Raw genomic sequence first — 18,809 nt, 5'->3', positions numbered from 1 at the left:
AAACATACTTCATAAAACTTAGTATACCAGTAAGTCCTTCTCATGTGATGGTAAAAACATACAGAACGAGACACTATTATGCCTGCCACTAAACAAGACGCTGTATTGATTCAAGCGGCCAAGACTGGCAACATTATTCACGTCCAAGCTTTACTCGCTAAAGGCGTTGACGCTAATGCCAAAGACTCTGAGGGGACGACGGCTTTGATGTTTGCCGCCCAAAAGGGCTCTACGGAAATCGTGCGTACTTTACTAAACAATGACGCTAATGTCAACCTCGCAAGCAGGCGTTTTGGGCTGACGGCTTTGATGCTGGCCGCTGCTCACAAACAGGCTGATGTTATGCGGCTGTTGTTGGCTGCGGGTGCTGATGTTGATGCTAAAAATGATGATGGAAGTACGGCTTTGATGGCGGCTTCTCTCAAAGACGATGTTAATGTTGTCCGGCTTTTACTGGATGCTGAGGCTGATGTGAATGTCCGAGATAAAGATGGAGATTTTGCTCTGAAAATAGCGGTTTTATCGGGTTGCGAAGCTGTTGTGAAAGCTTTGGCTGGTGCGGGTGCTGTTGCTGACAATTCTCTGCTATTTTTAGCTGTTAGTCAAGGTCGCGCTGAAATTGTGCGAATTTTGCTCGATCGCGGTGCGGATGTTAATGTTAAAAATATTGAGAGCAAAACCGCTTTGATGCAGGCTGCAACTGCGGGCAATTTGGCGGTTGTCGAGGTGCTGTTGGCGGATGGTGCTAATGTGGAAATTCGCGACAAAGATGGCGAAACTGCTTTGACTTTGGCTGCGGATTTAGGCAATATTGATGCGGTGCGGGCTTTGCTGGGTGCGGGTGCTGATGCGAATGTGAAAAATGGAGATGGGGGCACGGCTTTGATGGCGGCGGCTGCTGGGGGAAATTTGCCGATCGCCCGTATCTTACTTGATGCTGGCGCGGATATCAACGCTAAGGACAGAGATGATGAAACTGCGTTGAATTTTGCGGTGGTTGAAGGCTGCGAAGATGTGGTGGAATTACTCTTAAACCGGGGGGCTACTGTCGGAGCGAGAAATCGGTTGGGCGATACGCCTTTGCTGGTGGCTGCTGTTCACGGTCACAGTAATATCCTATCGACTTTGCTGCAAAAAGTCAACACAAATCAGGCTGATTTTCTGAATGCTAAAAACTTTGGGGAGACGGCTTTGACGCTGGCTGCTTTTCACGGACATACTGAGACGGTGAAGGTTTTGCTCGACGGGGGTGCTGATGCAAATGTGCCGGCAGATTTGGGGAAGACGGCTTTAATGAAGGCGTGCGATCGCGGTTATTTGGCGATCGTCCAATTATTAGTCGAAAAAGGCGCGGATGTCAACTTGCTGGATGAATCCGGCGCAACTGCTTTAATGTGGGCCGCCCATCGGGGTTATGCTGATGCAGTCAAGATTTTAATCGCCGCTGGTGCAGAACTAAATCACAAGAATCCCGGCAATTATACAGCTTTAATGCTGGCTGAGTTTAAAGGTTATTCCACTGTGGTGAAATTGCTCAAAAATGCCGGAGCACAAGAGTAATAAGATTTTCAATTTTCGATTGAGTGCTACTGAAGAAAATGCCGTGTCCAGAAAAAAACGTAATGTTAACCGTTCATTCTTCAACCCGCGGAGGCGCGTGAGTGTTTTTGTAGACGCGGTTTCAACCGCCCTTTTATCTTGGGTAATATCGTATCCGGCTTTGGGATATGCGACTTAACCCGCAAATCTCATCTCAATCCGCTTTTCGCACCCAGCCGTTAATAGTAAAGCGACTGTCAGCAAAAGCTTTCGAGGGACACCTAACTGGCAAAACTTCGTGCATATAGCGGCTTAGAAAAAATACGATGCTGTTATTGCGAGGTTCGACAGTTCTGAATGTCTCGGCCGCTACATAAAAATTGTTCTCGACTTTGCTATCGTAAATCTGCAACTCGCCACCTGAAAAAGCCTTGGGTTCTCGATTGAAATAATAAACGTAAGTAAAAAATCTGCTGGCGGTATCCGGTGAGCCGCTGTCGTTGTGCAGTTTATAAAAGTTGTTGTCATTGTGCATGGTTAGCTGAGCTTCTATATCACCAAGCGGCAATGATGAGATATTTAATTTTCGCAGCACGTCGGGGAGAATTCCTTTGATGCGATTCACGATCAGTGTTGAAAATTCGGGGAATGAGTGGAGTACCATCGAACGGCGGTAATCTTCGGCATTTGTGGAAGTGCTGGTACTCACGAATTCTGATTCTTTTGCTAAAATATATTTAATTAGTTTGTTCTTTTCGGCTGGTGTCAAAAAGTTGTCTATTTGGGCGTAGCGAGATATTAATTCGTCATTTACAGGCTGCAAAGAAGCGGGAATTTCTGCCGGAATTTCGGCGGGAGTTGCTGGCTGCTGCGGTTGCAGTTGCTGCAAGTAAATTGGGGGCTCAGTGACTAATCCGACTAGGTGTTCGCTGGGAAAGGAAAGGGCGGAACGCCCGTCGTCTATGGGGATTTGAAATAAGGTGGAAAAACCTACTGTTGCTTGGGTGCGATCGACTAATGTTTTGACAAGGTTGTGCAATAATGGTGTATCGGATTTGAGAATTACGGTGCACTGATGTCCGCCGGTGAGTAAGATTTTAACTTTTACGTCTTGGGGTTTAATTTGCTGTTGAGTGTAAGTCATAATTTTTTTAAGGACGCAACGGGGAATTCGTTAGGGATATAACAGTTTTGATTGGTGTCACAGTCTTCTCGATCCCCCCTAGCCCCCCTTCTTAAGGGGGGGACAAGAGTGTCACAGTTCCCCTTGTAAAGAGGGGGACAAGAGTATTGTCAAAGTCTCCCGTCTTAATGGGGGATAAGAGTATTCTCAAAGTCCCCCTACAACCAGGAGGATGCGAGGGGGATCTCGACTCGGATACCAAGGAGAGATACAAAGAATTTTAGACTTAAGTTGACACCCGCGAACACTATTATATCCCTATAACAGGCTACACAATTAAAAATTGCTAGGCATTATTCCTAATGCAAAAAGTGGCGGATATCGGTGAACATCATGGTAATTCCGAGTTGGTTGGCTGCTGCGATCGAATCTTTATCGCGCATACTACCTCCCGGTTGGACGATCGCAATTATCCCCGCCTGGGCCGCCGTTTTTACGGAATCGTCGAAGGGGAAAAAGCCGTCGCTAGCCAAAATCGCTCCTTTACTCTTCTCTCCTGCTTGTTCGAGTGCTAGTTTAACCGATCCGACGCGGTTCATTTGTCCCGCGCCGATACCGATTGTAGTGCGATCGCGCGTCACAACGATCGCATTTGATTTAACGTGTTTCGCTACTTTCCAAGCAAACAGCAATTCTTCCAACTCTCCCGCAGTCGGCTGCTTCTGTGTAACTGCGCGCCAATTGCTAGTTTCTTCTACTACATTGTCTGACTCTTGCACCAGCAAACCGCCTGCAATAATTTTAACAGTTTGCGGCGGCCCTTGAGTCAAATCCGGCAAAATCAAGACTCTAACTTTCGCTTTTTTCTTGATAATTTCTTCTGCTTCCGGTTCGCACCCCGGCGCGACAATACATTCTAAAAATGTTTGAGTTAGCGCCGTTGCAGTAGCAGCATCAATCGGGCGGTTGAGGGCGACTATTCCACCGAAAGCTGAGACAGAATCGGTGTCGAAGGCTTTTTGATACGCTTCGCAAATAGTTGTTCCCAAGGCTGTACCGCAAGGATTCGTATGCTTGAGAATAGCGGCGGCGGGAGTCTCGGGAAATTCTACAATTAGCCGCCTTGCTGCTTCTAAATCTACTAAATTATTGTAGCTTAATTCTTTGCCTTGCAGGATAGTGCTAGTCGTCCAGCCTGTCGGTGCACTTCCGCTTTGATACCAGGTGGCGGCTTGGTGGGGATTTTCGCCGTAGCGGAGTGTTTGCAGCTTTGTTCCCGATACGCTAAAATCTTCTGGTAGCTTCGATTCTGGCTCGGATTGGCTGCTGAGATAATTGGCGATCGCGCGATCGTAATTTGCTGTATGTTTGAAGGTTTCCAGCGCGCACTTTTCCCGGAATTTTAAAGAGGCTTCCCCGCCGTTTTCCCGCAATTCTGCTAAATAAGTATTGTACTGTTCGGGATTGCACAAAACTGTCAGATGAGCGTGGTTTTTGGCTGAAGCTCTCAGCATTGCCGGCCCGCCGATATCTATCTGCTCGATCGCCTCTGCTACAGTTACTCCCGGTTTCGCAATTGTCTGTTCAAACGGATACAAATTGACTACAACTAAATCGATCGCCCGAATTTGATTTTCGCTTAAATCTGCGATATCTTGTGCTACATCGCGGCGCGCTAAAATACCGCCGTGGATTCGCGGGTGAAGTGTTTTGACTCGCCCTCCCAAAATTTCGGGAGAACCAGTATATTCCGCAACTTTCGTGACAGGGATGCCAGCTTGTTTGAGGGCGCTTGCTGTCCCGCCGCTACTAATTATGTCAAATTCAAATTCTTCTACTAAACTGCGCGCTAAGTCGATTAGCCCGGTTTTATTGGATACGCTCAGAAGTGCTAGACGTGCCATTGGTTTGAAATTGCGATCGCAAAAATAGACAGGTTACATTCTATATCAAATCTGTCGGCAGGGACATGATATCATTTCCCGTTACACCGTCAGGTGATGTTGACTGTTCACTGTTGACTGTTCACTGTCAACCCTCAACCGTCAACAGTGAACTAGAATTTACTATTCTGATGAACAGAGGATTTGATATGATTTGGTAATTGGTAACTATGATTATTTTGTTTAAACATGAGTTTGCTAGTTGGCAGCGTCTTTTTTTTGAATCAGATAATAATTTATACTTGGCAATTTATTGTAAATATTTATAACTGGCGCGCCACAAGTGTTATTTTGTCCGCTGCGAGGGGGATTCAAGACATCTCTCGCCTTCACAGTCCGTCTCCCTACACAAGTGTCGGTGCTGTTGAAATTACTTAGTCAAGTGTAATAGATAATTCGATGGCGATCGCTCTAAAATCTTAATCATATTTTAGGATGAATTATAAAACTAATGTGCTAGCATCGGTTATAAATTGTTCACTCCCTAAACAGGGAAGAAAATAAAACGATATCAACACTTTAATAAAAAAAATAATTGGATAGGGTAAAAATATGTTTTTTCAACAAGCAGATTCAGAAAATAAGCTCAGTAATATGAGCAGTCCCCAGAAAAAAACTGCTAAAAACATCACCGATCGAACAAACTGTCAAAATATGCCAGAAAAATCAACAGAGAAATCGACACAGGCCGAGGTTGCAGAAGCTTACAGTCTTAGTTTGTGCGAAATGCAGCAGATGCAACAAGCAATGGAACAGCTAAAGCAGGATTTGAAAGCTAGCGAATCTCGGTTTCGGAATGCCATCACCAAAAACGCCGACGGCATCGCAATCGTCAACAAGCAAGGGCTTGTCTGTTTTGCCAATCCGTCAGCAGAAGCCCTGTTTGACTGCAAAGCAGAGGAACTTTTAGGTCAAGCATTTTTTGGCAATTTAGTAGTAGAAGGTTCAGCTTGCGAAATTGAGATGGAGACGGATATTATTCCCCAAGTTGGAGAAACAGATACAGCCGAAATTCGCGTCGTCAAAACAGAAGTTGCAGCTATTCGCAAACACAAAGCAAATGCTTTAGTAGAAATGCGGCTGGTGGAAACGGAATGGGAAGGAGAAATGGCTTATTTAGCGACGCTACGGGACATTACCGATCGCAAGCGCGCAGAAGAAATGCTTTGGTTATACGATCGGGCTATGGCAGCTACCAGCACCGGAATTGTCGTCTCTGACGCAACTAACCCAGAACATCCAATTATTTATTGCAATCCAGCATTTGAAAGCATGACAGGTTATCGGCTACAACAAATTATCGGTAAAAACTGCCGATTTTTGCAAGGAAGCGATACAGACTCCGATGCGCTAAAAACCATCCGCCAAGCCTTGCAAACAGAAAGCGAATGTCAGGTAATATTAAAAAATTACCGCCAAGACGGAACCGTTTTTTGGAATGATTTGTCAATATCTCCAGTCCGCGACAGAACGGGAAAACTCACTCATTTCATCGGCGTACAGAGAGACATAACCGATCGCAAACAAGCCCAACAAGCATTGCATAATTCCGAAGCACAAAGCAGAGAACAAGCAGCTCAACTAGCAGCAGCGTTAGACGAACTAAAAGCCACTCATTCCCAATTAGTTCAAAGCGAAAAATTGTCGAGCTTGGGATTGCTAATTGCCGGAGTAGCTCACGAAATCAACAACCCCGTCAGCTTCATTTACGGCAATCTCGCTCACGTCACAAATTATACTCAAGACTTGTTTCACCACCTCGAACTTTACCAACAGCACTATCCCAATCCAGTCGCGGAGATTCAACAGGAAAGAGAAGATAACGAACTCGATTTTTTAGCTGAAGATTTACCCAGAATCCTGTCTTCAATGAACCTTGGCGTCGAGCGGATTTGCCAGATTGTGCAGTCGCTGCGGAACTTTTCGCGGCACGACGATTCACAGATGAAACCTGTTAACCTCCACGAAGGTATTGACAGCACGCTGCTAATTCTCAATCACCGTTTGAAAGGAAACGGCGAAATGCCACCTATTCTCATTGTCAAACAATACGGTAAATTACCGCTTGTAGAGTGTTTTCCGGGACCGATAAATCAAGTTTTCATGAATATTCTCAGCAATGCGATCGATGCTTTAAGTGATGGGAATACTCAGCGAACTTTTCAAGAAATGCGAGACAATCCCAGTCTAATTAGAATTTGCACAGAAGTTGTCGGCAATTTTGTAGAAATCAAAATTTCCGACAACGGCCCGGGAATCAGTGAGGAAGTCAAGCAGCGCATATTCGATACATTTTTTACTACGAAACCGATTGGTAAAGGCACGGGAATGGGTTTGTCAATTAGTTATCAAATTATTGTAGAAAAACACCAAGGCGAATTATATTGTACTTCGGAATTGGGCAAGGGCACGGAATTTAGTATCAAAATGCCGATCGCACATTAGTGTAGTTAGCCATAATAAAAATTGTTTGTAGATGCAGCAAACGGCGGTTGAAAGCGCGGCTACACAGGCAAAACCCGCCTCCGCGCGTTGAAGAGAAGAGTAGCCGATGAAAATTATGTTACCATCTTCAGTCCGCGTCGGCGGACATCGTTTGTATAGACGCGGTTTCAACCGCCGTCTGCATCTGGGGAATTAAAAAACCTCCGCACCCTCCAACTTTTTCATAGTTTCAACCTTAGCCCTCGCCGCTTCCCCGCAAGTCTTCGGTGTCGGAAACATCTTCCCAGGATTCGCCAAACCTTTCGGATTAAACACCTGACGCACCCACTGCATCGTCTCCAAATCTACCTCCGAAAACATATCCGGCATAAAACACTTCTTGTCCGCACCAATCCCGTGTTCCCCCGAAAGACTTCCCCCAACTTTTACGCACAGCCTCAGAATTTCCCCGCCCAATTCCTCCACTTTTTCCAGCGCACCTTTTACCGAGTTATCGTACAGAATCAGCGGGTGCAAATTCCCATCTCCCGCGTGAAATACGTTCGCAATCCGATAGCCGTATTTCTCGCTCAAACCCTCAATTTCCTTCAAAACATAAGCCATTTGCGTGCGCGGAATTACGCCGTCTTGCACGTAATAATCCGGGCTGAGATGACCCGCCGCCGCAAAAGCAGCTTTCCGCCCTTTCCAAATTTTCATCCGCGTTTCCGGATCGTGAGCCGTCGTGATATTTCGCGCTCCATTTTGCTTGCAAATATCAGCAATTCGCTGTTTGTTTGTGGCAACTTCCACTTCTAAACCGTCGATTTCTACGAGTAGAATTGCCGCCGCATCGCGGGGATAACAACCAGTTGCTACTACATCTTCTACAGCATTGATGCTGATATTGTCCATGATTTCCATGCCGCCGGGAATAATGCCAGCGCTGATAATATCGGAAACCGATTCGCCCGCTGCTTCGATACTGGCAAAATCTGCCAACAAAACGCAAATCGATTCCGGCGCTTTCAGGATTCGCAAAGTAACTTCTGTGGCGATGCCTAAAGTGCCTTCGGAACCGACAAATACACCTGTTAAATCATAACCTGGCATTTCGGGAATTTCGCCGCCGACATCGACAATGGAACCGTCGGGAATTACCAATTTTAATCCTAAAACGTGGTTGGTTGTAACTCCGTATTTGAGGCAGTGAACGCCACCAGAATTTTCGGCAACGTTGCCGCCAATCGAACAAATAATTTGACTGGAAGGATCGGGTGCGTAGTAGAAACCGGCACCGCTAACTGCTTGCGTTACCCAGTTGTTAATTACTCCCGGTTGTACGACAACTTGCTGATTTTCTAAGTCTACTTTCAGGATTTTTCGCATCAGGGCTGTGACAATCAGCACGCAGTTTTCGACTGGTAAAGCGCCGCCGGAAAGCCCGGTGCCGGCGCCTCTAGCTACCCAGGGAATGGAATTGCGATCGCAGATTTTTACCACATTTGCCACTTCTTCGGTAGTTCGCGGTAACACCACCACAGCGGGGCGCTGGCGGTAGCTGGCGAGCCCGTCGCACTCGTAGACAATCAATTCTTCGCGGCGCTGCACGACACCGTTTTTGCCGACTACGGTTTCAAATTCTTTAATAACGGGTTTCCAGTTGCGTTCGGTTGCTACGGCTATCATTAGTAACTTAATTTTAAGGGTTGCAATACTGACACTGAGCTGGATCGGCAGTCTCTCGATTGTCGGGAAACAGTTCTTCTTTAGTATAACCGCAGTTTTTGCATTTATAAATTGTCGATCGCACGAGCTGAGTCGGAAAATAGCAAAGTCCGCAGGGCAACCCGATTTTCCTCTGGGCAATCTCGAATCCCGGCCAACCGCACTCCGGGCACAATTGCTGGAATTTTTTAACTAAATCGAGAGTTGCATTTTCAATATTTTTCATCCGAGTGGGATTGTACATCGCCCGCATATCTGTTTCGATGTGAACTCGACCGGTTGAAGCTTTTTTTAAGCCTGCTGTCACAGCGTCAAAAAGGTTTTTTTCGGTCGCAATGCCCTTGACAATTTCCCCTTTACCGTTAGCAGCATCGCCAACTACAACCACCAGTCCGTGTGCGGGAAACCCAGCTTTTTTTGCAAAATCATCTGCTTCTTCTATAGTGGCAACTAACTGGTGACTGTAATTAGTTTCTACAGACAATGATTCGCCGATAATTTCGAGATTGTTGGCTCGATCTAATAAAATTACGATTTCTCGATTAGCTGGCAGATACGGCATCATTGGGTGAGGGCCGAAAGTGCCTTCGCTGGCAAAGGCAAGAGTTTCCCCCGCCATTTCTAGAGCTTTTTCGGCTTTCTGGCGGGCGGCTTCTATTTGAGTTCCTAAGCGTTTAACTTCTCTGGTAAAAGTGCCGAATGCGTCAGTGTCAAGCTCGGCAGGTACTAGAATATTTACGCCCAATTCTCGTTCCAAAATTGGAGCCATCACCCGTTCTTTTTGGTGCATTGTAGCAAGAACTGCGGTGCGATTTATTAATAAGTTATGTGAATTCACAGAATCTGCAAAATTAGACATCGGTTAGCTTCCTCCCGTCACTCCCGCAGCTTGACCTCTGAGTACAAAAATTACTCCAGTCATAATCAGCCCCACGCCTACCAACCGCAGCGGCGGCAAAGGCTCGTTAAATATAAGTTTGCCGCCCAAAACAGTAAACAGGTAACTAATTGACAATAAAGGCGAGACTATGCTAAGGTTTGCCCGGGACAGAACTACTATAAAGCCGATCGAAGAAACTGCATACAAAGAAAGACCGCCTACTATCAAAGGCTGAGTGGCCATTGCTAAGACTTTTTCCATTAAATTAGCAGCGCCAATAGGCCCTAATATTTTAGCTCCTGCCTTGAGACAGAATTGACCTGCGACACCGCACAAAATTGCCGCAAGCAATAACAGAAAAACGCTTCTATTCATAACTTTACTAACCTATAGTACAATCAAAAATTGCCGTCCCCCAAAACCTAACAAAACTTTAATAAAGTTTTGTTAGGTTTTATTCGCCACTAATATTTTAAGCATAGATCCTGGAAAATAAACTATTGTCGATCGCGATCGATAGCGGAAAAAACAAATGGCAGAACAGACCAAAGGAAGCGGGGAAAACACTCTCGAACTATCGATACTCATGCCCTGCCTCAACGAAGCAGAAACTTTAGAAATTTGCATCGAGAAGGCACAGAAGTCCCTGCGCCAAATGGATATTGTCGGCGAGGTCATCATAGCAGACAACTGCAGCACTGACGGTTCTCAAGATATTGCTAGCAGAATGGGTGCCCGAGTCGTGCCCGTAGCAGCCAAAGGTTACGGCACCGCCCTGATGGGAGGCATTCTAGCAGCGCGCGGAGTTTATATTATCATGGGCGACGCTGACGACAGCTACGACTTTTCCAACCTCGGTGCTTTTGTCGAAAAATTGCGGGGAGGCTGCGATTTAGTCATGGGAAACCGCTTTCAAGGAGGCATCAAACCGGGTGCAATGCCGCCGCTGCACAAATATTTAGGAAATCCGGTGCTGACATGGGTTGGGCGGTTATTCTTTGCAAGTCCCGCCGGCGATTTTCACTGCGGATTGCGGGGTTTTAGGAGAGACTCAATTTTGAAACTCGACTTGCAAACAACGGGTATGGAATTTGCTAGCGAAATGGTCGTCAAAGCCTCTCTGTACAAGTTGAACATCGCTGAAGTCCCAACGGTACTCTCTCCCGACGGGCGCTCGCGCCCGCCGCACTTGCGAACTTGGCGAGATGGCTGGCGGCACCTGCGATTTTTGTTGCTTTACAGCCCTCGCTGGCTGTTTTTGTATCCGGGTGTGGCGCTGATGATTTGGGGTTTAATTATCGTCGTTTGGCTGTTACCGGGCAGCAGAAAGGTGGGAAGTATCAACTTTGATGTACACACGCTACTTTATGGGGCGATCGCAATTATCATCGGTTTTCAAGCAGTAACATTCGCATTTTTAACCAAAGTTTTTGCGATCAGTGAAAAATTGCTGCCCGCAGACCCCAAAGTCAACAAAATATTTCGCTACTTCACTCTAGAAACAGGATTGATTGTCGGATTTATACTCATATTAATTGGAATATTTGGCTCTATATTCTCCTTAACTATCTGGAGCGAAACTGCTTTCGGTACTCTCGATCCTTCTAAAACTTTGCGTTTGGTTATTCCCTCGCTTACTTGCCTGACTGTCGGTTTGCAGATGATTTTGTCGAGCTTTTTTCTCAGCGTGCTGAGATTAAAGCGAAAGTAGGGTGCACTTTGGGATAGCTGGTGCGGACTTTGGGGGATAAAATGGCGATCGCACGAGCGAAATTTCCGACTATAGCAATCCTAAATGATTATACTCGTTACTCGTTACCAGGAAGAGCCTGGTAACGCAGATAGGCGAGGCTCTGCCTCCATTTTCGCAGGCGAGGCAGAGCCTCGCTGACATCGGTTCCCAGGTAGAGCCTGGGAACCAGTTATTGAAAATCATTTAGGATTGCTATATCTGGTATGATAGAGCAGGTAGCTCTAATAATTTTCAATAGCTATGAACTATGAAAACTCAAGAACTTCGCCAGAACCTCAAGGAATCCATAGATCGCTTATCTCCTGAACGGCTGCTCGTTGCTGCTGATTTCTTAGCTTATTTAGCAGAACGTGAAAGCAATGAAGCTACGAAAGAATTATTGAAAATTCCCGGTTTTGTTGAAGCATTTAACAAAGCCCAAAAAGATGTAGCAGCAGGTAAGGTGACGACCGTTGAGCAACTCAAACGAAAATACTGATGAAAATCTAAAGTTTTATTCAGTCGTTCTTAGCTTTGATGCTCAGGAGTTTTTTGAAGAAGGATCAGCTTCTTTACAACGCAAGCTAGATCGATGTTTTGAGATGTTGAAAACTGACCCTCGCAGTCATCCAAATATTAAGCAACTCAAAGGCGACTTAGCTGGATACTATCGCTATCCCGTTGGAGATTATGGGGTTGTTTATGACATTGATGATGAGCAAAAGCGGGTGGTTGTGACTGTGATCGCTCATCGTCGTGAAGTGTATTAGGGCGCAATGCAGGGAAGATAAGGGCGATTCCCTACGGGATAGCTGCGCTTCACACATTTCCCTCGCTTCTAAATTGCTATAATGACAATCATCCCAAAAATCTTAATGAATAATCTATGTCTACTTACAGCGCGGTACTGACTCAGGTTTTAAAACTTGCACCAGATGAGCAACTGCGACTCATCTCTGAATTATTAGTATATGTTCGTCACCGATTTGGGCCTAAACCTAAGCGGAGTATTTTAGAATTAGAAGGGTTGGGTGAGGAAACTTGGCATGGGATTGATGCTCAAGAATATGTGAATCAGGAACGAAATTCATGGAATGGATAGTTAAGTTACAGCGACAACTTTACTAAATTTGCTATTATTTATTGATAATCCCACAAACTAGGAGATTAAGATGCAAGTCAAAGATATGACAGTTGAGCAACTGCGGGACTTGATTCGGCACACCGTTGAACAGTGCTTAGAAGAATATTTGGGCGATCCTGATGCAGGTTTAGAAATTAAGGAAGAAGTCAAGCTGAAATTGTTAGCGTCAATGAAGCGCAAGCAAGCAGGAGAAAGCAGCATTGAAGCTGAGGAAGTTTATCAAAAACTCGGCATAAAAGCGTAATGAGCTATTCGGTTGATTTCACAGCAGAAGCTCTGGTTAACCAAGAAAGATTGACTCAGACTGTGCAGGATCGTATAGGTAATAAAATCAATTGGTTGGCGGAAAATTTTGAACAAATTACTCCTATGCCTTTGTCGGCTAATCTGGCAGGTTTCTTTAAGTTAAGAGTGGGTGATTATCGGGTAATTTATTCTTTTAATGATGATTTAAAGGTGATTACTATTCACCAGATTGGACACCGGATAGAAATTTATGATTAACTGAAGGGCGATCGCGCTTTGGGAAGATAAGGGCGATCGCATTTCCCTCGCTCCTAAATTGCTATAATGACAATCAGCCCAAAAATCTCAACATAAAGCCTATGTCTACTTATAGCGAGGTACTAAGTCAGGCTCAAAGTCTCACTCTTGAAGAGCAACAGCAACTTTTAGAATTTTTGTCAGCATTGATTCGTCAGCGGGAAACAACCGAGACTCAGGATAGCAGTCAAAGATGGCCCAGGAAAAATTTAAAGAGATGGCGCGGTTTTTTACCGAAGCGTGTGGATGCTTTGGAATTCCAGTTGCAGCTAAGAGAAGAATGGGATGAGTAATATCTCAATCACTTCGATCGCAGTGCTACGATAAAATCAGCGAAATAAAGTGTAATCTAAGACAGCCTATGTTGACTGTAGAACAGATAGAAAATGCGATTCTCGAACTTCCGCCGAACGAAATTGGAGAGTTGTTAGAGTGGTTTTTGAATTTGGATTACCAACGATGGGATATTCAGCTAGAGAAAGATATTGCTAAGGGTAAACTGGATGCTTTAGCAGGAGAAGCGATCGCCGATTTTGAGAGTGGTAACTATCGAGAGATTTAATGCACTATACTACTCGAAAATTTTGGGACTGTTATAACGCTTTACCCTCAACGGTACAGGCTACAGCAGATCAGTGTTATGAGTTGCTGAGGGTCGATCCGTCTCATCCTTCTTTACATTTTAAGAAAGTTGGTAAGTATTGGTCTGTAAGGGCTGGACAGGCTTATCGCGCCTTGGGTGTGGAAATTGAAACAGGTATTTTGTGGTTTTGGATTGGTACGCACGCAGAGTACGATCGGCTGATAGGAAAGTAAGGGCGATCGTACTTTGGGAAAATAAGGGCGTACTTGGGAAGAAACGGGCGATCGCATTTCCCTAGTTCCTAAATTGCTATAATAACAATCAGCCAAAAAATCTCAACATAAAGCCTATGTCTACTTATAACGAGGTACTGAGTCAGGCTCAAAGTCTCACTCCTGACGAGCAACAGCAGCTTTTAGAAGTATTGTCAGCATTGATTCGCGATCGGGAAACAACCGAGACTCAGGATAGCAGTCAAAGATTGCCCAGGAAAAATCTCAAGAGATGGCGAGGTTTTTTGCCGTATCGTGTGGATGCTTTGGAATTCCAGTTGCAACTTAGAGAAGTGTCTTGGTAACTCGCAATGCTGAGGATTTTAAGCGCGTTGATGGGTTAAGAATGTTGAATCCATTTGATTAAGTTGGGCGATGTGTTGACTGAGCCTAGGTATCTTTTTTTCTACTTACGACAGCTCATAAGTCGATGAAACACGCCTACCATAGTACGGTAATGAAATGGATGATGCCAAAATAGGGAGGGCAAATGACCCTCTGGTGCTGACTCTTGATAAATTCGATTGACAGAATCGTTCCATCCTATTATGTTATAGAATTTATACATGGCATCGAAATTAGCTGAAAATTCAAGTTCGTCCTCGCTACTTTCAATTTTTTCTCGCCTGTTAAATTCTTTTTTCTCATTGTAAAGACGAAGATAAATATCACTCCAAATCATAAATTGAACACTAAAACCAAAACGTCCTTCGCTGTATTTGACCCACAGCCTGTCTATAGTACATATATCTGTGCAAGGAATTCTTGGTATTTTCCTGTTTTGAGGATCGGGATCCATTAGGTCAAGGTCTATAGAGGAAATTTTTTCAAAAAGAGATTTAGTTTCCTTATTTGCGGATTCAAAATCTTTAACTGCTAGACACTTCCGCAGGTTTCGATAATCTATCCCTACTGCTGAACTCAGATCGTCATTCAGTTGACTTTCATCAATAGTCGGGTATCTTATTTCATTACGATTAGGAAGGCTAGGAGTTTGATTTTCCTTTTTATTAACTAAGACAAAGTAAGCAATAGTGGCAATCACAATTACCATTAGAATTAATGTCATCATTATCAATTCTTATCGACAAATATTTTATGTATAACGGAGAGCTTAAGAAACGATCGCCCCCTGCACCCTATCCCATCCTTTCCACTAGCGCGTGAGGGTCACTCAGTCAAACTTTTATGGGGGTGAATCGGTATCAATGGCAGTTTCTTGTTTGCAATCCTGGCATTGATATACAACTCTTTCTGTGTATTTATTGATTACTCTTGACCGCACGTAACTCATCTTGGTGCTTTGGCAGTGCCCACATACAGGCCCACCAACCTCATTTCTTTTACCCATTTTTTGTTACCTTACTCACTTAAACGTCACTATAGTAAAAGGATGACTCCGATAATGTCGGGACTGACCCCAGACACTCCGCAAATGCCAGAAATATCGACCAGCCCGGATGTGGCACGATCGCTCTCAGTGCAACCAACCTCTACCCCAAAAATCATACAACGACCCCATTTCCCGATCGCCCATCCACTCGCGTTAGAAAATGTTATATTTTGTTATCTAAAAAGTTATAAAAAATAAGTTATAATAACTAAAAATTACCCTAAACGCGGTCTATGGAGCTTAAGGAAGTCTTAAGATTTGCCGATGACAAAGTTTTTTCCAAAACAGGGAAGCACTTAGACGACCTGCAAGAAGCTATTCTAAAAGAAGTCCTCCAAGGTCGAAAATATGCAACAAAAATAGCGCAAGACCGTGATTGTACCGAAGGTTATGTTAGGGTTGCTGCTTCTGAGTTATGGAAAATACTATCAGATGTCTTAGGCGAAGAAGTTAGTAAAGGAAATGTTAGAGCAATACTAGAGAGAGCGAAATTTTATAATCATTCATCAGCTATTGGTGAAAATTATGGAACAGTTAATCATAACGTCAATATTTGTCAAGAAAGGGCGAGAAGTTTAACAAAACCCCAAAACTCCCAACAAACTCCCAAACAACTCCACATAGACTTAGGCGACGCACCGGAAATATTCACCTTTTTCGATCGCACTTCTGAACTCTCCACCCTCGAAAACTGGATAACGGGCGATCGCACACGCCTAATCGCACTCCTCGGAATCAGCGGAATCGGCAAAACAACCCTCTCCCTGCGCCTAATTGACCAAATCAAAACCCAATTCGATTACGTCATCTATCGCAGCCTCCGCTTTTCCCCCACCCTAGACGCAACCCTCACCAACCTGCTGCAAATCTTTTCCCAACCATCCGAAATTCCCCAAAACATCGAAACCAAAATTTCCCAAATCCTCGATTACCTGCGAAAATATCGCTGTCTGATTGTCCTCGATGACGTGCAAATGCTTTTTAGCAGCGGACAACTCGCAGGACAATATAAAACTGGATATGAAGATTATCAGTTATTTTTTAAACTAATTGCCGATGTCTGTCATCAAAGTTGTTTGATATTGAATAGTTGGGAAAAACCCAGAGAAATAGCCAGATTATCAAAAGAGGATCGTCCCGTGCGATGTTTTGTATTGGGAAGTTTGGGAGAAGCTGCTAAAGAGATTTTGAGATCGGAAAACTTATCCGATGAGGAAACATGGGAAACATTGATTGATATTTATCAAGGAAATCCCCTGTGGTTGGAGTTGACTGCAACGCTGATTCGAGAGTTATTTGGCGGTAGAGTTTCGGAGTTTTTGCAGTGCGAAATGCCGATTTTAGATGAGTCGCTGCAATTTCAATTATCTCAACCTTTTGGGCGTTTGACTCCGGCAGAATTGGCCGTGATGGTTTATCTGGCTAATCAAGCTGAACCCGTTGCTGTGTCGGAGTGTTTTAACAAAATACCATATTCATCGTCAGCAATAGTTAATGCAGTGCGATCTCTGGGAAATCGGTTTTTATTGGATATAATAGAAGAGGAAAAGATAACTTTGTTTAGTTTGAATCCTGTGTTAAAACAGTATGTGAAAACTCAGTATTCTTAGTCCGCGTAGGCGGACTTTGTTTTTGTAGACGCGGTTTCAACCGCCGACTTTATTTCGCTCGCGCGCACTTTACCAAATCGATTCAAGATTTAAAATAAATCCTGGGAGAACATCTTCACCGGATACAGTGGCCGGAGATTCTAACACTTCAACTTCTTGATGCGGACGATAAATTTCTACTTGTCGCGATTTGCGATTAATTAACCAACCCAAACCTGCACCATTATCTCGATACTCTTTCATCTTATCCTGAGTTTCTTTCAAGCTATCGCTGGGAGACATTAACTCAACGACAAAATCAGGACAAATCGGGGGGAATTTCTTTTGTTGTTCTGGAGTTAGTGCATCCCAGCGTTCTAATTTTACCCAACAAGCATCAGGCGCTCTATTTGCACCATTAGGAAGTTTAAAACCGCCAGAGGAATCAAAAGCTTTACCCAGTTTTTTTTGCTGATTCCAAATCCAAATTTGTGCCGTTAATCCTGCATTGCTGCTGCTAGTTTCTCCTCCTGCTGGTGACATGATGATTAATTCTCCTTTCGCTGTGCGTTCCAATCTAATATTTTCATTCTCCTGACAGAGTTGAAAAAACTGCTCATCTGTCAGCTTAATAATGGGGTTGAGGTTGAGGGTGAGGGTAGTCATAGCGGTATTTTATCGTGGCTAAACGACCTTTATTGGCGATTGTAGCAGATCGAGTGAGTTGCGAGGGCGATCGCTGGTAGGTTTAAGGGCAATGCAAGCGATTGTCTGGATTAATTAGCAGACTTTAACTGCACCCCAATAGCTGATATCATTTTCTCTTGCCAAGCTGGATCGTCAAGTTTTATAGTAACTTTGCGAGGGCGGGAATGCCGCCGATCCATGTAGGCATAGAAAGCTTCTCGATCGTCTCTATGAGTGAGAATGTATTGCTTTAGTTCGCGATCGCTCATTGCAGCATAATTGACATTACTCATGGCTCAATACTCCCATCAGGTTGAATTTCTAACTCGATTTCTTCGGTTTGTCCTGCTAAGATAAATAGATTAAGAGTTCGTTCATCTAAACGCACTATGTGAATTGGGTGGAACATCACGTTAGTAAGTAGATGACAAAGCCGATATAAACTCCGTAACTGTTCTGCTGTTGGTTCCCTCATACACTTATAGTAATCGACTTCAAGCATTTGCAAACAGTCATTTTGGCTACCCTACTAAAATTATAACCCTTCAATCAACTACGCAAACATCGATCGACCTTTCGATTGTGGAATAGGACGACCCAGTGCGTTAGCCGTTTCTATCCACTCCTGCATAATAATCTCTAGATTTTGCAATGACTCCTGATAAGTTTCACCATCCGCAGCACATCCCGGCAATTCTGGTACTTCGGTAATAAATGCCTGGTCTTCCTCACTCCAGTAAATGATTACTTCATACTTCATTAGTGTTTTTTAGGTGATGTTCAACATAAGAACGCAGCACAGCATTCATCAGAGATTGATAGCCTTTTCCTTGGCTTTTAAACCAATCTAATACATCGCTATCGACTCTTAAAGAAATAGCTTGTTTTGTCAGTGGTGTTACGAGTTGTGCTTTTTCCCAGAAACTCGCATCTAACTCAGGAATATCAGAGGTGTCGATCGCAGATTCTGGAATATTTTCTAATTCTTCAAGTCGTTTGGGCGAGATAGTCATATTCAAACGGCAGAAAATTGTATATACAAAACGTATTTACTTATAGAATAGCATAAAGGGCGATCGCCCTTCGAGAATACTCCCCAAAGTTCGATCGGGGGGAAAGCGGAGGGGCGATCGCACTTTGGGAAGATAAGGGTGATCGCTTTCGATTTCACCTTCATCCAGAAATATTAAGGGGTCTTTAGCCTGACCGATGGGATACCATAGTTCACT

24 protein-coding genes are annotated in these 18,809 nt (G+C 44.2%); 13 read left to right on the top strand and 11 right to left on the bottom strand.

Translation table 11 applies throughout. From position 1 onward, the window contains the following. The first annotated feature begins 78 nt into the window (after nt 1-78). Nucleotides 79-1,560, top strand: coding sequence for an ankyrin repeat domain-containing protein (locus IQ270_RS07295; RefSeq protein ID WP_193972578.1), 1,482 nt, complete (start codon nt 79-81; stop codon nt 1,558-1,560). 193 nt (nt 1,561-1,753) lie between these two features. Here IQ270_RS07295 and IQ270_RS07290 read toward each other — a convergent pair whose 3' ends face one another. Together IQ270_RS07290 and purH are read right to left on the bottom strand one after the other, a co-directional pair. Further along, the gene (locus IQ270_RS07290; protein WP_193972577.1) at nt 1,754-2,683 is read right to left on the bottom strand and encodes a 2OG-Fe(II) oxygenase; all 930 of its coding nucleotides are present in this window, start codon (nt 2,681-2,683) and stop codon (nt 1,754-1,756) included. Between the two features lie 338 nt (nt 2,684-3,021). Next, nucleotides 3,022-4,566: a bifunctional phosphoribosylaminoimidazolecarboxamide formyltransferase/IMP cyclohydrolase gene (gene purH, locus IQ270_RS07285; protein ID WP_193972576.1), complete on the bottom strand. Its 1,545-nt coding sequence runs from the start codon at nt 4,564-4,566 to the stop codon at nt 3,022-3,024. Between the two features lie 591 nt (nt 4,567-5,157). Between purH and IQ270_RS07280 the strand changes: the two genes are divergently transcribed. Further along, on the top strand, nt 5,158-7,050 hold the full coding sequence (locus IQ270_RS07280) for a PAS domain S-box protein (RefSeq protein WP_193972575.1): 1,893 nt from the start codon (nt 5,158-5,160) through the stop codon (nt 7,048-7,050). A gap of 192 nt (nt 7,051-7,242) precedes the next feature. Here IQ270_RS07280 and glcD read toward each other — a convergent pair whose 3' ends face one another. The 3 genes from glcD to IQ270_RS07265 are packed head-to-tail and all read right to left on the bottom strand — an operon-like array spanning nt 7,243 to nt 10,012. Continuing rightward, on the bottom strand, nt 7,243-8,718 hold the full coding sequence (gene glcD, locus IQ270_RS07275) for a glycolate oxidase subunit GlcD (protein ID WP_193972574.1): 1,476 nt from the start codon (nt 8,716-8,718) through the stop codon (nt 7,243-7,245). Between the two features lie 13 nt (nt 8,719-8,731). Beyond that, complete coding sequence (locus tag IQ270_RS07270) at nt 8,732-9,616, bottom strand: DUF6671 family protein (RefSeq protein ID WP_193972573.1); 885 nt, start codon at nt 9,614-9,616, stop codon at nt 8,732-8,734. A 3-nt stretch (nt 9,617-9,619) separates the two neighbouring features. Continuing rightward, nucleotides 9,620-10,012 (bottom strand): transporter, encoded by a 393-nt coding sequence (locus IQ270_RS07265; RefSeq protein ID WP_193972572.1) that lies wholly within the window; start codon nt 10,010-10,012, stop codon nt 9,620-9,622. A 157-nt stretch (nt 10,013-10,169) separates the two neighbouring features. Between IQ270_RS07265 and IQ270_RS07260 the strand changes: the two genes are divergently transcribed. The 10 genes from IQ270_RS07260 (at nt 10,170) to IQ270_RS07215 (ending at nt 14,216) form a co-directional block, all read left to right on the top strand. Then, nucleotides 10,170-11,348 (top strand): glycosyltransferase family 2 protein, encoded by a 1,179-nt coding sequence (locus tag IQ270_RS07260; protein ID WP_193972571.1) that lies wholly within the window; start codon nt 10,170-10,172, stop codon nt 11,346-11,348. Nucleotides 11,349-11,637: 289 nt separating this feature from the next. Further along, nucleotides 11,638-11,868, top strand: coding sequence for a hypothetical protein (locus tag IQ270_RS07255; RefSeq protein WP_193972570.1), 231 nt, complete (start codon nt 11,638-11,640; stop codon nt 11,866-11,868). Continuing rightward, nucleotides 11,843-12,139, top strand: coding sequence for a type II toxin-antitoxin system RelE/ParE family toxin (locus IQ270_RS07250; protein ID WP_193972569.1), 297 nt, complete (start codon nt 11,843-11,845; stop codon nt 12,137-12,139). The genes IQ270_RS07255 and IQ270_RS07250 overlap by 26 nt, the downstream gene beginning before the upstream one ends. Before the next feature lie 116 nt (nt 12,140-12,255). After that, nucleotides 12,256-12,471 (top strand): hypothetical protein, encoded by a 216-nt coding sequence (locus IQ270_RS07245; RefSeq protein ID WP_193972568.1) that lies wholly within the window; start codon nt 12,256-12,258, stop codon nt 12,469-12,471. Between the two features lie 70 nt (nt 12,472-12,541). After that, nucleotides 12,542-12,757 (top strand): hypothetical protein, encoded by a 216-nt coding sequence (locus IQ270_RS07240; RefSeq protein ID WP_193972567.1) that lies wholly within the window; start codon nt 12,542-12,544, stop codon nt 12,755-12,757. After that, the gene (locus IQ270_RS07235; RefSeq protein ID WP_193972566.1) at nt 12,757-13,017 is read left to right on the top strand and encodes a type II toxin-antitoxin system RelE/ParE family toxin; all 261 of its coding nucleotides are present in this window, start codon (nt 12,757-12,759) and stop codon (nt 13,015-13,017) included. The genes IQ270_RS07240 and IQ270_RS07235 overlap by 1 nt, the downstream gene beginning before the upstream one ends. A 101-nt stretch (nt 13,018-13,118) precedes the next feature. Next, nucleotides 13,119-13,349, top strand: coding sequence for a hypothetical protein (locus IQ270_RS07230; RefSeq protein ID WP_193972565.1), 231 nt, complete (start codon nt 13,119-13,121; stop codon nt 13,347-13,349). Nucleotides 13,350-13,417: 68 nt separating this feature from the next. Beyond that, nucleotides 13,418-13,618, top strand: coding sequence for a hypothetical protein (locus tag IQ270_RS07225; protein WP_193972564.1), 201 nt, complete (start codon nt 13,418-13,420; stop codon nt 13,616-13,618). Continuing rightward, complete coding sequence (locus tag IQ270_RS07220; RefSeq protein WP_193972563.1) at nt 13,618-13,872, top strand: hypothetical protein; 255 nt, start codon at nt 13,618-13,620, stop codon at nt 13,870-13,872. The genes IQ270_RS07225 and IQ270_RS07220 overlap by 1 nt, the downstream gene beginning before the upstream one ends. A gap of 116 nt (nt 13,873-13,988) precedes the next feature. Beyond that, entirely contained in the window at nt 13,989-14,216 is a 228-nt protein-coding gene (locus IQ270_RS07215) for a hypothetical protein (protein ID WP_193972562.1), read from the top strand. 101 nt (nt 14,217-14,317) lie between these two features. Here the strand turns inward: IQ270_RS07215 and IQ270_RS07210 are convergent, their stop codons facing one another. After that, a complete protein-coding gene (locus IQ270_RS07210) occupies nt 14,318-14,983 on the bottom strand; it encodes a GUN4 domain-containing protein (protein WP_228056141.1) in 666 nt (221 codons plus the stop codon). 554 nt (nt 14,984-15,537) lie between these two features. Between IQ270_RS07210 and IQ270_RS07205 the strand changes: the two genes are divergently transcribed. Further along, nucleotides 15,538-16,914 (top strand): AAA family ATPase, encoded by a 1,377-nt coding sequence (locus IQ270_RS07205; protein ID WP_193972560.1) that lies wholly within the window; start codon nt 15,538-15,540, stop codon nt 16,912-16,914. 69 nt (nt 16,915-16,983) lie between these two features. Here the strand turns inward: IQ270_RS07205 and IQ270_RS07200 are convergent, their stop codons facing one another. The 5 genes from IQ270_RS07200 to IQ270_RS07180 form a co-directional block, all read right to left on the bottom strand. Next, nucleotides 16,984-17,559, bottom strand: a complete 576-nt coding sequence (locus IQ270_RS07200) for a Uma2 family endonuclease (RefSeq protein WP_193972559.1) — start codon at nt 17,557-17,559, stop codon at nt 16,984-16,986. Nucleotides 17,560-17,669: 110 nt separating this feature from the next. After that, nucleotides 17,670-17,873, bottom strand: coding sequence for a hypothetical protein (locus tag IQ270_RS07195; RefSeq protein WP_193972558.1), 204 nt, complete (start codon nt 17,871-17,873; stop codon nt 17,670-17,672). Next, nucleotides 17,870-18,055, bottom strand: coding sequence for a hypothetical protein (locus IQ270_RS07190; RefSeq protein ID WP_193972557.1), 186 nt, complete (start codon nt 18,053-18,055; stop codon nt 17,870-17,872). The genes IQ270_RS07195 and IQ270_RS07190 overlap by 4 nt, the downstream gene beginning before the upstream one ends. A gap of 78 nt (nt 18,056-18,133) precedes the next feature. Next, entirely contained in the window at nt 18,134-18,340 is a 207-nt protein-coding gene (locus tag IQ270_RS07185; protein WP_193972556.1) for a type II toxin-antitoxin system HicB family antitoxin, read from the bottom strand. Continuing rightward, nucleotides 18,330-18,593, bottom strand: coding sequence for a BrnA antitoxin family protein (locus IQ270_RS07180; protein WP_193972555.1), 264 nt, complete (start codon nt 18,591-18,593; stop codon nt 18,330-18,332). Before IQ270_RS07180 ends, IQ270_RS07185 begins: the two co-directional genes overlap by 11 nt. Nucleotides 18,594-18,809 lie beyond the last annotated feature (216 nt).

The sequence above is a fragment of the Microcoleus sp. LEGE 07076 genome, assembly GCF_015207455.1.
GTDB lineage: Bacteria > Cyanobacteriota > Cyanobacteriia > Cyanobacteriales > Microcoleaceae > Microcoleus.
The sequence above is the reverse complement of the archived record's forward strand: the minus strand, read 5'-3'. Positions and strand labels throughout refer to the sequence as shown.

What these genes read in the sequence shown, in the direction of transcription:
- IQ270_RS07295 (WP_193972578.1), top strand. Translation starts at nt 79, where the DNA reads ATGCCTGCCACTAAACAAGACGCTGTATTGATTCAAGCGGCCAAGACT.
- IQ270_RS07290 (WP_193972577.1), bottom strand. Translation starts at nt 2,683, where the DNA reads ATGACTTACACTCAACAGCAAATTAAACCCCAAGACGTAAAAGTTAAA.
- purH (WP_193972576.1), bottom strand. Translation starts at nt 4,566, where the DNA reads ATGGCACGTCTAGCACTTCTGAGCGTATCCAATAAAACCGGGCTAATC.
- IQ270_RS07280 (WP_193972575.1), top strand. Translation starts at nt 5,158, where the DNA reads ATGTTTTTTCAACAAGCAGATTCAGAAAATAAGCTCAGTAATATGAGC.
- glcD (WP_193972574.1), bottom strand. Translation starts at nt 8,718, where the DNA reads ATGATAGCCGTAGCAACCGAACGCAACTGGAAACCCGTTATTAAAGAA.
- IQ270_RS07270 (WP_193972573.1), bottom strand. Translation starts at nt 9,616, where the DNA reads ATGTCTAATTTTGCAGATTCTGTGAATTCACATAACTTATTAATAAAT.
- IQ270_RS07265 (WP_193972572.1), bottom strand. Translation starts at nt 10,012, where the DNA reads ATGAATAGAAGCGTTTTTCTGTTATTGCTTGCGGCAATTTTGTGCGGT.
- IQ270_RS07260 (WP_193972571.1), top strand. Translation starts at nt 10,170, where the DNA reads ATGGCAGAACAGACCAAAGGAAGCGGGGAAAACACTCTCGAACTATCG.
- IQ270_RS07255 (WP_193972570.1), top strand. Translation starts at nt 11,638, where the DNA reads ATGAAAACTCAAGAACTTCGCCAGAACCTCAAGGAATCCATAGATCGC.
- IQ270_RS07245 (WP_193972568.1), top strand. Translation starts at nt 12,256, where the DNA reads ATGTCTACTTACAGCGCGGTACTGACTCAGGTTTTAAAACTTGCACCA.
- IQ270_RS07240 (WP_193972567.1), top strand. Translation starts at nt 12,542, where the DNA reads ATGCAAGTCAAAGATATGACAGTTGAGCAACTGCGGGACTTGATTCGG.
- IQ270_RS07235 (WP_193972566.1), top strand. Translation starts at nt 12,757, where the DNA reads ATGAGCTATTCGGTTGATTTCACAGCAGAAGCTCTGGTTAACCAAGAA.
- IQ270_RS07230 (WP_193972565.1), top strand. Translation starts at nt 13,119, where the DNA reads ATGTCTACTTATAGCGAGGTACTAAGTCAGGCTCAAAGTCTCACTCTT.
- IQ270_RS07225 (WP_193972564.1), top strand. Translation starts at nt 13,418, where the DNA reads ATGTTGACTGTAGAACAGATAGAAAATGCGATTCTCGAACTTCCGCCG.
- IQ270_RS07220 (WP_193972563.1), top strand. Translation starts at nt 13,618, where the DNA reads ATGCACTATACTACTCGAAAATTTTGGGACTGTTATAACGCTTTACCC.
- IQ270_RS07215 (WP_193972562.1), top strand. Translation starts at nt 13,989, where the DNA reads ATGTCTACTTATAACGAGGTACTGAGTCAGGCTCAAAGTCTCACTCCT.
- IQ270_RS07210 (WP_228056141.1), bottom strand. Translation starts at nt 14,983, where the DNA reads ATGATGACATTAATTCTAATGGTAATTGTGATTGCCACTATTGCTTAC.
- IQ270_RS07205 (WP_193972560.1), top strand. Translation starts at nt 15,538, where the DNA reads ATGGAGCTTAAGGAAGTCTTAAGATTTGCCGATGACAAAGTTTTTTCC.
- IQ270_RS07200 (WP_193972559.1), bottom strand. Translation starts at nt 17,559, where the DNA reads ATGACTACCCTCACCCTCAACCTCAACCCCATTATTAAGCTGACAGAT.
- IQ270_RS07195 (WP_193972558.1), bottom strand. Translation starts at nt 17,873, where the DNA reads ATGAGTAATGTCAATTATGCTGCAATGAGCGATCGCGAACTAAAGCAA.
- IQ270_RS07190 (WP_193972557.1), bottom strand. Translation starts at nt 18,055, where the DNA reads ATGAGGGAACCAACAGCAGAACAGTTACGGAGTTTATATCGGCTTTGT.
- IQ270_RS07185 (WP_193972556.1), bottom strand. Translation starts at nt 18,340, where the DNA reads ATGAAGTATGAAGTAATCATTTACTGGAGTGAGGAAGACCAGGCATTT.
- IQ270_RS07180 (WP_193972555.1), bottom strand. Translation starts at nt 18,593, where the DNA reads ATGACTATCTCGCCCAAACGACTTGAAGAATTAGAAAATATTCCAGAA.